Below are 15,284 nucleotides of genomic sequence, written 5' to 3'. Positions count from 1 at the left end.
TGTATGAAAAGGAGGGAGATATGGATTGGATACAAATAGTTTATTTGCTGTTGTAGATATTGAAACAACAGGTACCGATCAAGAGCATGATAAGATTATTCAATTTGCTTGTGTATTTATTGAAAATTCACAAATTGTTAATCAATTTTCAATAGATATAAATCCCTTACGTTCAATTCCTAAAACTATCAGTCTATTAACTGGTATAACCAACTCAGATGTCACTCAGGCACCTTATTTTGAAGATGTAGGGTTTACAATTCGTCAAATGTTAGACGGTTGTGTCTTTGTAGCTCATAATGTTTTTTTTGATTTTAATTTTTTAAATAGCGAATTAGTCCGAGCAGGTATTGAGCCTTTAGCTCTTGAGTGTATAGATACTGTAGAGTTGTTTCAAGCAATTTACCCAACATCAAATGGGTTTCGGGTAAGTGATATGGCAAGTGAGTTACAAATACTTCATGAAAATCCTCATGAAGCTTTAAGTGATGCTTATGTGACCGCTAATGGGTTAATTAAGATGATGGAAAGACTTAATACTTATCCTTTAGTGACTCTAGAGAGCCTAACTGATTTATCAAAACATATGGGTGTTGATAATCACTTATTTTTTGAAATGGTATTGAATAAAAATAAACAGGTCAAAAATAGACAATTAAATGAAGGGATTAAAATTGTTGATGGATTGGCACTAAAAGAAAAAGATTATTCTTTTCTGAATACTAAGGAATTTTTTAAAGAAGATAGTAACAAAAATCTTCTTCGTCCAACACAACAAGTGATGGTTGATAATATTGAGGTATTTTTACAAGATGATAAAGCCAAAAATTTATTGATTGAGGCAGAAACAGGAATTGGTAAAACGATGGGATATATTTACCCTTTCACTTCTAAAAAATATAATAAGCCTGTTTTAATATCTACTTCTACTATCATGCTTCAAGAACAATTTGTTTCAAAAGACATACCCTTCTTTAATGATTTAATGAAGGCTCAAGCTATTGCAGTACTTAGAAAGAGTCAGCGCCACTATATTTATTTAGATGCTTTTAAAGTAGGTTTAATCAATGAATATGGCAATGAGCAAAAACATTATGTTATCACACAAATGGCAATTTTATCTTGGTTATTAATTACAACAACAGGGGATCTAGATGAAATTAATGTCAATAAAACAAATATTATCTATAAACATATTGCTCACCCGGGAAGTCATGTGATGTCAAAAAAATCTTCTTTTTATGAAGAAGACTTTTATCTTTACTTGGATAAGAAATGCCAACATGCAGATTTCATAGTAGTTAACCATGCTTTTTTACTTTCTGATCAGTTTAGAATTAAAAAGCAATTACCAAGTAGTGATTATGTAGTGGTTGATGAGGCTCACAGGTTACCTCAAATGGCTGAGGAAACAGCAATGATTCGATTTTCTTTTAATAATACTAACTTTTTAATAAAATCACTTTTATCATACGGGGAGGTATCTGAAAAATCATCTGAGGTATCTTTAAATCACCTTGTTGATTTGGCTAATAATATAATAAATGAATTAAGAGAAAATTTGGAATGGCTAGAGTTTAGCTTAATGCAATTTTTTAAAGTATCTGAAACTAAGCAAGATACTATCATGAATTTAGATGACTACTTGACTCAAATTAGTTTTGCCAAAAAGAATATGTCAGAGACGAATTTGTTATTTAAGGAATTAATAGTTCTTAAACAGAGTATTAAAGAATCTGTCTACCGAGGATCGGCTATAAATTTAATTGATTATTTAAGTCGTTTAGAGGAATTGGTTTTATTAGGAGACTCTTTTATGTCAATTTTTACATTTTCTAATAAAGGGGAAGTGAAGTGGTTTAATCAGCATAAGTCGCATTTAAACGTTTTGATGGTTAATATGCAAGAAACAATGCTTAGTGATCATGATTGGTATAAGCAAGCTAAAAAAATCGTTTATACTAGTGGAACGTTACAATTAGATAAGGATAGTCATTATTTTGAGGATAGGCTAAAGCTGGAGCATGTAAAAAGTATAAAGTTACCTTCTTTATATCATTATGACAAGCAAAGTCGATTTTATGTTGTCAGACATCCACAATTTCAAGCAGTTCATGATACAAAAGACTTTGCTAAAAGAATTAGTCAGATTGTTAAGAAAGTTTATAAAACACAAGAAAAGAATATTTTGATTTTGTTTACAAATCATAAGTTATTACAAGCAACTTTTAGACAATTAAATGATTACTATGCTAATACACAAGTACAGGTATTAGCTCAAGGAATTACAGGAACAAAAGAGAAAATTATAAAAAAAGTTAATCAAGGGGAGCACTCTATTATTTTAGGTGCAACAAGTTTTTGGGAAGGTGTTGATTTTGAGAGTGATCTAGTGGATATTGTGATGATGACTAAAATTCCATTTGATCCCCCCAATCGACCTTTTGTACAGGCTAGGTATCAAATGCTTGAGGATCAAGGATTAAACCCTTTTAAAGTGGATGCACTACCTCTTGCTGGCTTAAGGTTAAGGCAAGGATTAGGTCGTCTACTTAGAAGTCCTCAAGATAAGGGAGTTGTGATGATGCTTGATGAGCGTTTCATGACAAGTGATTATCACAAAGCTCTGTTGTCTTATTTACCAGAGAGCCTATCAGTGGATTATTTACCTATGAAGGATATACTAGAGGACATGACAGCTTTTTTTGATGACAAATCAACAATAAATTAGGAGGTTTATAATGAAAGGACATAAAATAGCAAAATACACATCTATTGTGTTGATGATTATTATTTTAGCGATTGGTTTTGTATTAATTAAATCAACAAGTCCTCAACGAGCAGCGAAAAAACAAGCTGTTAAAATTGCAAAGGACATTGGTAATATTAAACAAGTAGATGAGTTTTACTGGTTTACAAGAGACCAATCATTTTTTACCATTGTAGGAAAAGATGATAAAAATCAGGGGAAAATTGTCATTATACCTGAAGACGGTAAAGAAGGTATTGTTTATGATACAAAAGACGGGGTTCATTATGGTGAAGCAGTACAAGCTGTACTAGACTCAAATGAAACAACTCATATAAAAAATATTAATTTAGGAATGGTTGATAACAAGCCTGTGTGGGAAATTTCAGCAGATGGTAAAAATCATGAGCTAAATTATTATTTAGTTGATTTTAAAACAGGAAAGATTATTGAAAAAATAATAGGCGTTTAAAGGAGATGCTTTTAATGTATCTATCAAAAAAAGTAGTTAACATGCAACCTTCGCAAACACTAGCAGCAGCCGCTAAAGCTAAAGAGTTAAAAGATCAAGGGGTTGAAGTATTAGATTTAACGCTTGGAGAGCCAGATTTTACAACGCCAAAAGCAATAGAAGAGGCAGCTATTGCTTCAATTAAAAATGGTTCTGCCAGTTTTTATACACCAGCCACTGGCTTAGTGAACTTAAAACAAGCCATTATTAACCGAACGAAGTTAGATTATGGGTTAGTCTATCAGATGGATGAAGTTTTAGTAGGAACAGGGGCTAAATTTGTTCTGTACAGCCTCTTTCAAGCTCTTTTAAATCCAAGTGATGAGGTCCTAGTTCCAGAGCCTTACTGGGTGAGTTATGTTGCTCAAATTGAGTTAGCTGAAGCTAAGGCAGTAGTTGTTAAAACAAAATTAGAAAATCAGTATAAAGTGACAGTAGATGAGTTGAATCAACAACTTAGTCGTAAAACAAAAGCTCTTGTTTTAAATACGCCTACTAATCCTACAGGCTCAGTGTATACAAGACAAGAGTTAGAATCCATTGGAGAATGGGCAGTAAAAAACAATATTTATCTGATTGCCGATGATATTTATGCTAAATTAGTTTATAATGGGAATGTATTTACATCAATAGCAAGTATATCCAAGGAAATCAAAGAACAATCGATTGTTATTAATGGGGTATCAAAAGCCTATTCAATGACAGGTTGGCGAATAGGTTATGTCTTAGGTAATCAAAAATTAATTCAACAGATGGCTAAAATAGTCTCTCAATCAACTAGCAACCCAGCTGCTGTGAGTCAGTATGCAGCTATTGAAGCCTTAAATGGTAGTCAAGCTGACGTTGAGATTATGAGGCAAGCTTTTGAGGAGCGTTTAAATCAAACATATCCTCTACTAAGTCAGTTACCTGGTGTGAAAATTGAAAAACCTGCAGGGGCTTTTTATTTTTTTCCAGATATTAGTGAGTGCTTGAGTATATGTGGTTATGAGGATGTTTCTGAGTGGGTTAGTGATTTACTGATTGAAGAACACGTAGCGGTCGTATCTGGTAGAGCTTTTGGAACCGATCACCATATTCGCTTAAGTTATGCTACAGATATTGAGACATTGACAGAGGCGATAGACCGGATAGGAAACTTTATTGATCGTAAAAGAAATTTGAAATGATGGGGTGTTGAAATGGAAACAATCAATATTATTGATTCAAAAAATCATGTTGGAGAAACAGTTAAAATAGGGGCATGGGTAGCCAATAAGCGCTCTAGTGGAAAAATCGCCTTCTTACAATTAAGAGATGGGTCTGCATTTTTCCAAGGAGTTATTGTAAAAAGTGAAGTAGGTGAAGAACTTTTTGATTTAGCTAAAAGTTTAAACCAAGAAACATCAGTTATCGTAACTGGTGAAATTAGAGAAGATACACGTTCTAAATTCGGCTATGAAATTGGTATTACTGGAATCGAAGTGGTTGGAGAAAGTATTGATTACCCAATTACTCCAAAAGAGCATGGAACAGACTTTTTAATGGATCATCGTCATTTATGGTTACGTTCATCTAAGCAACATGCGATTATGCAAGTGAGAAATGAATTAATTCGTGCTACTTATGAATTTTTTAATGATCGTGGTTTCATTAAAATTGATCCACCGATTTTAACAAGTAGTGCACCAGAAGGAACAACAGAGCTATTTGAGACTGATTATTTTGGTAAGGAAGCTTATCTATCACAAACTGGTCAATTGTACTTAGAAGCAGCAGCAATGGCTTTTGGTAAAGTCTTTTCATTTGGTCCAACATTCCGTGCTGAAAAATCAAAAACACGCCGTCATTTAACAGAATTTTGGATGATGGAGCCAGAGATGGCTTTTGTCGAACAAGAAGAAAGTTTAGAAATTCAAGAGCAGTATGTTGCCTTTATGATTGAGAAAGTGTTAGAAAATTGTGACTATGCTTTAGATGTTTTAGAAAGAGATACTGAGTTACTTAAAAAATATACTCAACTACCTTTCCCTAGAATTTCTTATGATGAGGCTGTCGAATTATTACAACAAAATGGTTTTGAGGATATCACATGGGGTGATGACTTTGGTTCACCACATGAAACGTTTATTGCCAATCACTATGAAAAACCAGTATTCATTTTAAATTATCCAAAATCAATGAGTCCGTTTTACATGAAACCACATCCAACAAGAGAAGATGTAGTAATCCGTGCTGACTTAATTGCACCGGAAGGATATGGTGAAATTATAGGTGGTAGTGAACGTGCGATTGGTTACGACTATTTATTAGCTGAAATTGAAAAAGATGGTTTAGATCGTAAAGATTATGAATGGTACTTAGATCTACAACGCTACGGGGCTGTTCCTCATTCTGGATTTGGTTTAGGTTTAGAGCGAACTGTAACCTGGGTTTGTGGTATTGATCACGTGAGAGAGGCAAGTCCATTCCCACGTTTATTACAACGTATTTACCCATAAAAATAAAAAAACTTTTGACATGATCATGTCAAAAGTTTTTTTGTTTTTATAATTTAGATTATATTTAGACTAAATGAAATAAATGAGCGATAAATGTTGTCATCATAGTAATACCTACACCAATAATGGTTGGAATTATAAATGATGCAAAGGTCCATTTTTTACTTTTGGTCTCTTTATAAATAGTTAGTAGTGTAGTGGAACATGACCAGTGATATAGGATAAATAAAATCACATTCATAGCTGTTAACCAAGTCCAGCCATTATCAAGCAGTAATTGTCTAAATTGCTCTAGTGAGCTAAAGTCTGTAATAGTTCCTATGTGTTGCCTGAGCCTTGTTAATTCATTAAAAATTGAGCTTTTTCCAACATTAGGATTTCCAGCTAAAGAAATCACTAAATCACTGGGTTCTTTTTTGTCTATAATAAATCCATTAGCTGTCATGTCCATCTTGTATCATTACCTCCACATATGCTGCATCATAATTTCTAATTGCAATGGTTGTTCCACGTACTCTATAGGCAATAGGATCTCCTTTTGGACTAGTTAGAACTTTTTTCACAAGTGTTCCCGGATAAAAACCTAAGTCGTAAAAACGTTGTGTCATATCTTGATCAGGGTGATTAATTGTTTGTATTACAGCATTATCTTTTTCTGTTATATTGAGTAAAGAAATCATGTCACCCTACTTTTTAGGGTTGCTTAATTTAAAGTTGTTCTACACCTAACTAATTTAATAAACAAGTGTTTTTAGAAAAAAAGAAATTTTTATTTGTTTTGTCTGGTATTTCTATTATGATGGTATTAAGAAGGAAAGGAAGAGAAGAGAGGTGATTAAATGGAGGATTTTATTCATCAATATTATGTACCAAGAATAGGTACAGATTCTATAAAATGGGATGGTATGACAAATACTTATGGTGAAGAAGGATTATTACCACTTTGGGTTGCTGATCTGGATTTTAAAGTACCAAAAGAGGTTCAGCACGCTCTATCTGAGAGGGTAGATCATGGAATATTTGGCTATAGTATGCCACCTAAAAATTATTATGAGACATATCTAGATTGGCAACTAAATCAACATGATATGAAGATAAAACAAGATTGGATACGTTTTAGTACCGGTGTGGTCAATTCGATTCATTATATGATTCAATGTTTCACTAAAAAGCATGATAGTATTATGATTTTAGCACCTGTCTATTATCCATTTTTTGATGCTGTGCGTGATAATCAGCGGAAATTAGTTGTATCAGATTTGGTTATAGAACATGAACAGTATGAGATGGACTTTGATGATATTGAAGCAAAGATAAAAGCACATCAAATCAAGATGTTAATTCACTGTTCACCTCACAATCCTGTTGGTCGGGTGTGGTCTCAAACAGAATTAGAAAAATTACTTGATATCTGCTCTAAACACGATTGTTTAGTAGTATCTGATGAAATTCATCAAGATTTTGTAGCGAGTGGTTATACATTTGTTAGTGTTCTTAATATAGGTGAGAAGTATAGAGAGAATCTGATTATCTTAAATTCTGCATCGAAATCATTTAATTTAGCTAGTCTGCTACATTCACATATTGTGATTCCTTCGAAAGAAAAACAAGAGCAATATGATTTGTTTGCTAAAATTGTAGTTAATAATGCACCAAGTTTATTTGGAATGGTAGCAACACAGGCTAGTTATGAATATGGCCTAAAATGGTTAGCATCTTTAAATCAAGTCATTGACAATAATTTCATCTTACTTAAAGAGCTATTTAAGGAGTTACTCCCAAAAGCTGTAGTCTATGACAAACAAGGAACTTACTTGGCATGGATTGATTTATCTTTTTACCTAAATGGTGAGGTGAGTATCCAAGACATTCAACATAAAGCAAAAGTAGCTGTTGACTACGGAGAGTGGTTTAGTGATAAAAGTAAAACTTGTATTCGACTTAACTTAGGAACACACCCAGATATTATCAAACAGGCTGTGTATCAAATAAAGAGCATTTTTTAGGAAATTATTTAAATGTTTAAATTTGTTTAAGGTTCACCTAAAATGATAAACAACGTATATCATTCTATGTTAGAATACATTTATTAATTAAGAGATGTTTAGGAGATGACTTATGGAAACAAGAAAAAGTAGAAGTGAACAAAATAATAAATCAAATAAGCCAAAGAAAAAAATGAGTGGTCTCAAAAAGACTCTGATTGCTTTAGCAACAGTTTTAGTAATTTGTTTAGCCGGAGCAGGAATCTTTTTTGCTAAAACATATTTTGATGTCAAAAATGTTGCAGAAAAGATGAGCGTACCTGTTGAAGGACGGCCTGAGAGTGTGAAGGTGAAAGAAGGCGATCCTTTCTCAGTTTTACTACTTGGAATTGATACAGGGGATTTTGGAAGAAACGATGTTGGTCGTTCTGATACCATGTTAGTGGCTACTGTAAATCCTCGTGAAAAGAAAACAACTTTAATAAGCGTACCGCGTGATACAAGAACTGAAATTATTGGACATGATACCACTGAAAAAATAGCTCATGCCTATGCTCATGGACAAGAGAAAATGGCGATGGATACTGTTGATAATTTATTAGATATGCAACTAGATCATTATATTTGGATCAATATGATGGGGTTTGAAGGTTTAGTTAATGCTGTTGACGGGGTTGATGTGGATAATAAATTTGAATTTGAGCAAGATGGCTTTAAATTTAAAAAAGGGCCTCAATCACTTAACGGAGAAGAAGCATTAGCTTATACTCGTATGCGCTACGAGGATCCAAATGGTGATTATGGTCGTCAAGTTCGTCAACAAGAAGTGATTGAAGGAATTGCTGATAAAGCACTTAGTCTTGGTGGAGTTAAGCATTATAAAGCTATTTTAAAAGCTATTGAGGACAATATGAAAACAGATTTAGAGCCAGATGAGATGTTTGAAATTGCTCTAAATTACCGGGATAGTTTCCAAAATATTGAAGATGAAACCTTATATGGCGAGGGTGTTTGGATTGATGATGTGTCTTACCAAGAAATCCCAGATGATGAGTTAGTTCGTGTTCAAAATATTATTAAAGGACAAGTTAAGTAGAAGTAGATGTTTAGCTTGTAATAAAGAAGAGGAAAATGCTTATGGTGCATTATAGAACCACAGGCATTTTCCTCTTTTTTTATACAAAATAGCTTAAGCTAGTGCCCCCATTGGATCCCACGGAGCTAAAACAGTCACGTCATCTTTTTCAACAATGGTTTTTAATTCATCAGAAAGATATTTTTTATTAATAACGACTTGGTATGTAAATTCTTCAAACCAATCATCACTCATAACGAAATAGCCTTTACTTCCAACTTTGTCACCCCAACTGTTTTCTACTTTCCATTTTTTAGCTATATCATTAACTAAATCCACACCAGTGATAACCATGGCATGAGTCATTAGACTCTCACCATAATCAAGTCTTTGGGCTTTTGACATAGTTAAATCAATATCAAGGGTCTCTTCAACACTGTAAATATCCAGAGCCATAATACCTGAATCACGAGTTGAAGACTGTCCAACGTCACAACCAAACCAGACACTTTCTCCATCTTGAAGTTGTTTAATCGTTAGTTCTTTAAATGTTTTCATATCTAAATTAAGATGTCTGATTTCTTTTCCGCCTACTACAGTTCCTAGCATATCTATGGTGTAGAGCTTGTTATAAGGTTTATCTTTGGTTGGTGCATTGATAATACTAATATAATCATCTAAATCAACCCCAATGAATTCATCAAAAAAAGTTTGAGGTGTTAATCCTTGTTTAATATGATAATTATTGTCAGTATCATAATAAGCATAATCAAATTCAGTTGGTGGTGTCCCAAGTGCGATGCTTAAGAGATTATAAACTTCTTGTAGTAATTGATTAATGATATTTTGAATATCAGATTTACTAGCACCTTCATCAAGGGCTTTTCGAAGTGTTAGGGCATCTTTTCTTAGTTTTTTATTTAAAATAGTGTTTAATTCACGGCTATTTGAGCTACTACTTGTTTCTGGCATAATTGTTTTTGGAACGATACCATATTTTTGAATAATCGCAACTAACATGTCCCACTGGCCACCATCTTGTTGTGGGGTAGCAAGTAAAAAGGCTACATCACGACTTGTAATATCTTCGTGGGAAGTTTTAATAATGTTGTGGTAAAAATAATTAGCTTTTTCAAATTTGTCCCAAAAGAAAGTATAGTTTTGTGATAATTCAAAATCTTTAATATGATGATTGTTTAAAACATCATGTCTAAATGTATTAAGTGCCGCAAACATCCAGCATCTTCCACTTTGTTTTTGATTGGTCACATTACCTGTATCTAAATCAATTGAAAATGTTGGGTGATTAGCTACTACAGAATCCATATTTTCTGAAGAAGCTAAAATTCCATTTTTACTAACAGAACGTTGTGCAATATGGTGCTCTTTACTCGACTTAAATTCTTGTTGCATTGTTTTAATAGTTTCTTTATTAATTGAAAAACTCATAATACATTACCCCTTTCATTGAGATTATTCTACTCCTTTTTTTATTAAATTCAAAGGACTAAGAACTTGGCGAAAATATGTTCGGTATGTTAAACTTTAACAAGTTAGAGTCAAATGACAAAGGAGAGTATGCAAGTGATAGAAAGACAGACCCATCATACTTTTGATTTAGTATCTAAATACGCCCCTGCAGGAGATCAGCCAGAGGCCATTAAACAATTAGTTAAACATATCGAAGACAAAGAAAAAGCTCAAATTTTATTAGGTGTAACAGGTTCTGGTAAAACATTCACCATGAGTAATGTGATTAAAGAGGTTAATAGACCTACTTTAATTATCGCTCATAACAAAACTCTAGCAGGGCAACTTTATAGTGAGTTTAAAGAATTTTTTCCAAATAATGCTGTTGAATATTTTGTGAGTTATTATGATTATTATCAACCAGAGGCTTACGTGCCATCAAGTGATACTTATATTGAAAAAGATTCTAGTGTCAATGATGAGATTGATAAATTAAGACATTCAGCCACAAGCTCACTGTTAGAGCGTAATGATGTCATTGTTGTGGCTTCTGTGTCTTGTATTTATGGTTTAGGTGATCCTAGAGAATATCAAGATCAAGTGTTATCCTTAAGAGAAGGCATGGAGATGGAGCGAGATGAGTTACTTAGAGCTTTAGTTGATATTCAGTTTGATCGTAATGATATAGATTTTCAGCGTGGTAGATTTAGAGTTAGAGGTGACGTTGTAGAGATTTTTTTAGCATCAAAAGATGAGCATGCTATTCGTGTTGAATTTTTTGGTGACGAAATTGATAGAATTAGAGAGTTTAATACTCTAACAGGTGAAGTACTAGCTGATAGAGAACATGTGGCAGTTTTTCCGGCGACTCACTTTGTGACAAATGAGGAACATTTAGAAGAAGCCATAGGAAATATTCAAGCTGAATTAGACGTTAGGCTGGCTGAGCTTCGCCGTGAAGATAAATTAATTGAAGCACAAAGACTTGAGCAGCGAACAAACTACGATATTGAAATGATGCGTGAGATGGGTTATTGCTCAGGAATTGAAAATTATTCAAGACACATGGATGGTCGTAAAGAAGGAGAGAGTCCTTATACTCTAATTGATTTTTTTCCTGATGATTTTTTAATTATGGTAGACGAGTCACACGTTAGTTTACCGCAAATTAGAGGCATGTATAACGGGGATAGAGCTAGAAAACAAATGCTTGTAGATTATGGGTTTAGACTACCAAGTGCTTTAGATAACCGTCCTTTAAAACTAGAAGAATTTGAAGAAAAAGTCAATCAGATTATGTATGTATCAGCAACACCAGGTCCTTACGAAATGGAGGAGACAGATCATGTTGTAGAGCAAATCATTCGCCCAACCGGCCTTTTAGATCCTGTGATTGAAGTTCGTCCAATTATGGGACAAATTGATGATTTGGTTGGAGAAATAAATGAGCGGACACAAAGAAATGAACGTGTCTTTATTACAACATTGACTAAAAAAATGTCAGAGGATTTAACAGATTATTTAAAAGAGTTAGGTATTAAAGTGAAGTATCTTCATAGTGATATCAAAACTTTAGAAAGAACAGAAATCATCAGAGATTTAAGACTAGGTGAGTTTGATGTTTTAATCGGAATCAATTTACTACGTGAAGGTTTAGATGTTCCTGAAGTGTCTCTTGTGGCGATTCTTGATGCAGATAAAGAAGGCTTTTTAAGAAGTGAGCGCTCATTGATTCAAACTATTGGACGAGCAGCGAGAAATGCTGATGGGAAAGTTATTTTGTATGCTGATAAGATGACAGATTCTATGATGAAAGCGATGGATGAAACAAGTAGACGTCGTCAAATTCAGGAAGCATATAATAAAGAACACGGTATCGTACCTAAGACAATTATGAAAGAAATTAGAGATTTAATTAGTATTACAAAAGAAGCAGATCACACCTCAGAGGAGCGTTTATCTATTCAAGAGCAGTACAAAGAACTTGACCGTGAGGGACGTGAGGCTGTCTTACTTGATATGGAGTTACAAATGAAAGATGCTGCAAAAAATCTTGATTTTGAAAAAGCAGCAACGCTAAGAGATACCATTTTAGAATTAAAAGCAAGTAAATAGGAGATAAATTATGGCAAATGATAAAATAGTCATTCACGGAGCGAGAGCTCACAATTTAAAAAATATAGACGTTACCATTCCAAGAGACCAGTTAGTTGTCATTACTGGACTATCAGGATCAGGAAAGAGTTCACTGGCCTTTGACACACTATATGCTGAAGGTCAAAGGCGATACGTAGAAAGTTTGTCATCATATGCCAGACAATTTTTAGGGCAAATGGACAAACCAGATGTGGATAGTATCGACGGTCTAAGTCCTGCTATTTCAATTGATCAAAAAACTACAAGTAAAAATCCAAGGTCAACTGTTGGGACGGTTACTGAAATCAATGATTACCTGCGTCTACTTTATGCCCGAGTTGGCACGCCGATTTGTCCTAACGATGGCACAGAAATTAGTAGTCAATCGCCTGAGCAGATGACAGATAAATTACTAGAGCTCAAAGAGCGTACCCGACTACAAATTTTGGCTCCTGTTGTTAGAGGGAAAAAAGGACAACACAAAAAAGTTATTGAAAAAATCAAAAAAGATGGGTTTGTCCGTTTAAGAATCGATGGGGAAAATTATGATATTTCTGAAGTACCTGAACTTGAAAAAAATAAAAAACATGATATTGAAATCGTAGTTGACCGTATTGTAGTTAAAGATGGTGTCAGGTCACGTTTATTTGATTCAATTGAGCTGGCTTTAAGACTAGCTGAAGGGTATGTTCTAGTAGATGTTATATCTCAAGAGGAGATGTTGTTTAGTGAGCATTATGCTTGTCCTTATTGTGGGTTTACTGTAGGAGATATTGAGCCTAGATTGTTCTCATTTAATACCCCGTTTGGTGCTTGTCCTGAGTGCGATGGTTTGAGTCTTAGACTAGAAGTTGATGAGGATTTAGTTATTCCTGATCCAACTAAATCACTAAGAGAAGGAGCGATTGCGCCTTGGAATCCAATTAGTTCAAACTACTACCCACAAATGCTAGAACAAGCGTGTCAAAGTTTTAATATTGATTTTGATATTCCTTATGAAAGTATTTCAGAAGAAGATAAAAATATATTACTTCGTGGTTCAGGAGAGAAGACATTCCATTTTCATTATGAAAATGAGTTTGGTGGAGTTAGAGATGTAGACATTCCTTTTGAGGGGATTATTACAAACATAAATAGACGTTATCATGAAACAAATAGTGATTATACAAGAGAACAGATGAAATTATACATGACAGAACTAACGTGTGAAACGTGTCATGGTTATCGGTTAAATAAAGAAGCATTATCAGTTAAAGTAGAAGGTAAACATATTGGTGAAGTAAGTCAGTTATCAGTGAAAGACTCACTAATACATATGTCTCAGTTAACTTTTGGTCAGCAAGATACTGTTATTTCAAAACCTATTTTAAAAGAAATTCAAGACCGTTTGAGCTTTTTAGAAAATGTTGGGTTGGGCTATTTAACTCTAAGCCGGGCTGCTGGTACTTTATCTGGTGGAGAGGCACAAAGGATTCGTTTAGCGACTCAAATTGGCTCTAACCTCTCAGGTGTTCTATATATTTTAGATGAGCCTTCAATTGGGTTACACCAAAGAGATAATAATCGATTAATTGATTCGCTTAAAAAGATGCGTGATTTAGGTAATACTTTAATTGTTGTAGAACATGATGAAGATACAATGCGTGCTGCAGACTATTTAATTGATATGGGACCAGGTGCTGGTGAATTTGGTGGTGAAGTGATTGCTTACGGGACACCAGAAGAGGTGGAACAAGATGAGAAGTCATTAACAGGCCAATACCTTTCTGGAAAAAAAGAAATAAGCACACCAACAAAGCGAAGAAGCAGTAACGGGCAAGCAATTAGACTAACAGGTGCTAGTGAGAATAATTTAAAAAATGTTTCAGTCGAGTTTCCTATGGGGCAATTTGTTTCGGTGACAGGTGTTTCTGGTTCTGGAAAGAGTACGTTAGTAAATAGTATTTTGAAGAAAGCTCTCGCTCAAAAAATTAATCGAAATTCAGAAAAACCAGGAAAGTATAAAACCATTAGTGGTTATGAATCAATTGAAAAAATCATTGACATTGATCAAAGCCCGATTGGTAGGACACCACGTAGTAACCCAGCTACCTATACTAGTGTATTTGATGATATTAGGGATTTATTTGCTCAAACAAATGAAGCAAAAACACGAGGGTATAAAAAGGGACGTTTTAGTTTCAACGTCAAAGGTGGTAGATGTGAAGCTTGTCGTGGGGATGGTATTATCAAGATAGAAATGCATTTTTTACCTGATGTGTATGTGCCTTGTGAAGTGTGTCATGGAAAAAGATATAATTCTGAAACGCTAGAGGTACAGTTTAAAGGTAAAAATATTGCTGAAATATTAGAAATGACAGTGGAAGATGCCGTTGAGTTTTTCAGAGCGATTCCTAAAATTCATAGGAAATTACAAACAATTGTCGATGTAGGACTAGGCTATGTTAAGTTAGGACAATCTGCCACAACACTATCTGGTGGTGAAGCCCAAAGGATGAAGTTAGCTAGTGAATTACATAAACGCTCCACAGGTAAGAATTTTTATATCTTAGATGAGCCAACAACAGGGTTACACACAGAGGATATCAAACGATTATTAGTTGTCTTAAATCGTTTAGTCGATCAAGGTAATACTGTACTTGTGATTGAGCATAATTTAGATGTGATTAAAACAAGTGATCATGTCATTGATTTAGGTCCAGAAGGTGGAGATGGCGGTGGTACAATTATTGCAACAGGGACACCTGAGGAGATTATTTTAGTTGAAGAAAGTCATACAGGACACTATTTAAAAGATGTTATGAAGTAAGTGCATATGATTCTATAAGTATACTTATGGAATCATATGCATTTTTGTGTTATGATACACCAGGAATGT

General features: G+C 34.0%; 11 protein-coding genes. 8 read left to right on the top strand and 3 right to left on the bottom strand.

The window, feature by feature from the left end:
• The first annotated feature begins 25 nt into the window (after nucleotides 1–25).
• Genes VSF34_RS06480 through asnS form a run of 4 tightly spaced genes read left to right on the top strand, consistent with a single transcriptional unit; the run spans nucleotide 26 to nucleotide 5,740 of the window.
• Nucleotides 26–2,731, top strand: a complete 2,706-nt coding sequence (locus VSF34_RS06480; protein WP_326716539.1) for a helicase C-terminal domain-containing protein — start codon at nucleotides 26–28, stop codon at nucleotides 2,729–2,731.
• 10 nt (nucleotides 2,732–2,741) lie between these two features.
• On the top strand, nucleotides 2,742–3,221 hold the full coding sequence (locus tag VSF34_RS06475; protein ID WP_326716538.1) for a cell wall elongation regulator TseB-like domain-containing protein: 480 nt from the start codon (nucleotides 2,742–2,744) through the stop codon (nucleotides 3,219–3,221).
• A gap of 14 nt (nucleotides 3,222–3,235) precedes the next feature.
• Nucleotides 3,236–4,429 (top strand): pyridoxal phosphate-dependent aminotransferase, encoded by a 1,194-nt coding sequence (locus VSF34_RS06470; RefSeq protein ID WP_326716537.1) that lies wholly within the window; start codon nucleotides 3,236–3,238, stop codon nucleotides 4,427–4,429.
• Nucleotides 4,430–4,441: 12 nt separating this feature from the next.
• Nucleotides 4,442–5,740, top strand: coding sequence for an asparagine--tRNA ligase (gene asnS, locus VSF34_RS06465; protein ID WP_326716536.1), 1,299 nt, complete (start codon nucleotides 4,442–4,444; stop codon nucleotides 5,738–5,740).
• Nucleotides 5,741–5,804: 64 nt separating this feature from the next.
• Here asnS and VSF34_RS06460 read toward each other — a convergent pair whose 3' ends face one another.
• Both VSF34_RS06460 and VSF34_RS06455 read right to left on the bottom strand, forming a co-directional pair.
• Entirely contained in the window at nucleotides 5,805–6,191 is a 387-nt protein-coding gene (locus VSF34_RS06460; protein WP_326716535.1) for a FeoB small GTPase domain-containing protein, read from the bottom strand.
• Nucleotides 6,175–6,420, bottom strand: coding sequence for a FeoA family protein (locus VSF34_RS06455; protein ID WP_326716534.1), 246 nt, complete (start codon nucleotides 6,418–6,420; stop codon nucleotides 6,175–6,177). The genes VSF34_RS06460 and VSF34_RS06455 overlap by 17 nt, the downstream gene beginning before the upstream one ends.
• Before the next feature lie 159 nt (nucleotides 6,421–6,579).
• Between VSF34_RS06455 and VSF34_RS06450 the strand changes: the two genes are divergently transcribed.
• Both VSF34_RS06450 and VSF34_RS06445 read left to right on the top strand, forming a co-directional pair.
• Nucleotides 6,580–7,746 (top strand): MalY/PatB family protein, encoded by a 1,167-nt coding sequence (locus VSF34_RS06450; protein ID WP_326716533.1) that lies wholly within the window; start codon nucleotides 6,580–6,582, stop codon nucleotides 7,744–7,746.
• Between the two features lie 112 nt (nucleotides 7,747–7,858).
• Nucleotides 7,859–8,821, top strand: coding sequence for an LCP family glycopolymer transferase (locus VSF34_RS06445; protein WP_326716532.1), 963 nt, complete (start codon nucleotides 7,859–7,861; stop codon nucleotides 8,819–8,821).
• 93 nt (nucleotides 8,822–8,914) lie between these two features.
• Here VSF34_RS06445 and VSF34_RS06440 read toward each other — a convergent pair whose 3' ends face one another.
• A complete protein-coding gene (locus tag VSF34_RS06440; RefSeq protein ID WP_326716531.1) occupies nucleotides 8,915–10,249 on the bottom strand; it encodes a C1 family peptidase in 1,335 nt (444 codons plus the stop codon).
• Nucleotides 10,250–10,384: 135 nt separating this feature from the next.
• On the opposite strand from VSF34_RS06440, the gene uvrB reads away from it, so the two are divergent.
• Together uvrB and uvrA are read left to right on the top strand one after the other, a co-directional pair.
• Nucleotides 10,385–12,385, top strand: coding sequence for an excinuclease ABC subunit UvrB (gene uvrB / locus VSF34_RS06435; RefSeq protein WP_326716530.1), 2,001 nt, complete (start codon nucleotides 10,385–10,387; stop codon nucleotides 12,383–12,385).
• Nucleotides 12,386–12,395: 10 nt separating this feature from the next.
• Entirely contained in the window at nucleotides 12,396–15,215 is a 2,820-nt protein-coding gene (uvrA, locus tag VSF34_RS06430; RefSeq protein ID WP_326716529.1) for an excinuclease ABC subunit UvrA, read from the top strand.
• Nucleotides 15,216–15,284: the final 69 nt, after the last annotated feature.

It is taken from the genome of Vagococcus jeotgali (assembly GCF_035918315.1).
GTDB classification, from domain to species: domain Bacteria; phylum Bacillota; class Bacilli; order Lactobacillales; family Vagococcaceae; genus Vagococcus; species Vagococcus jeotgali.
The sequence above is the reverse complement of the archived record's forward strand: the minus strand, read 5'-3'. Positions and strand labels throughout refer to the sequence as shown.

Coding starts and splice junctions, on each gene's coding strand:
- VSF34_RS06440 (WP_326716531.1), bottom strand. CDS start 10,249: ATGAGTTTTTCAATTAATAAAGAAACTATTAAAACAATGCAACAAGAA.
- VSF34_RS06475 (WP_326716538.1), top strand. CDS start 2,742: ATGAAAGGACATAAAATAGCAAAATACACATCTATTGTGTTGATGATT.
- VSF34_RS06455 (WP_326716534.1), bottom strand. CDS start 6,420: ATGATTTCTTTACTCAATATAACAGAAAAAGATAATGCTGTAATACAA.
- VSF34_RS06445 (WP_326716532.1), top strand. CDS start 7,859: ATGGAAACAAGAAAAAGTAGAAGTGAACAAAATAATAAATCAAATAAG.
- VSF34_RS06460 (WP_326716535.1), bottom strand. CDS start 6,191: ATGGACATGACAGCTAATGGATTTATTATAGACAAAAAAGAACCCAGT.
- asnS (WP_326716536.1), top strand. CDS start 4,442: ATGGAAACAATCAATATTATTGATTCAAAAAATCATGTTGGAGAAACA.
- VSF34_RS06470 (WP_326716537.1), top strand. CDS start 3,236: ATGTATCTATCAAAAAAAGTAGTTAACATGCAACCTTCGCAAACACTA.
- uvrA (WP_326716529.1), top strand. CDS start 12,396: ATGGCAAATGATAAAATAGTCATTCACGGAGCGAGAGCTCACAATTTA.
- VSF34_RS06450 (WP_326716533.1), top strand. CDS start 6,580: ATGGAGGATTTTATTCATCAATATTATGTACCAAGAATAGGTACAGAT.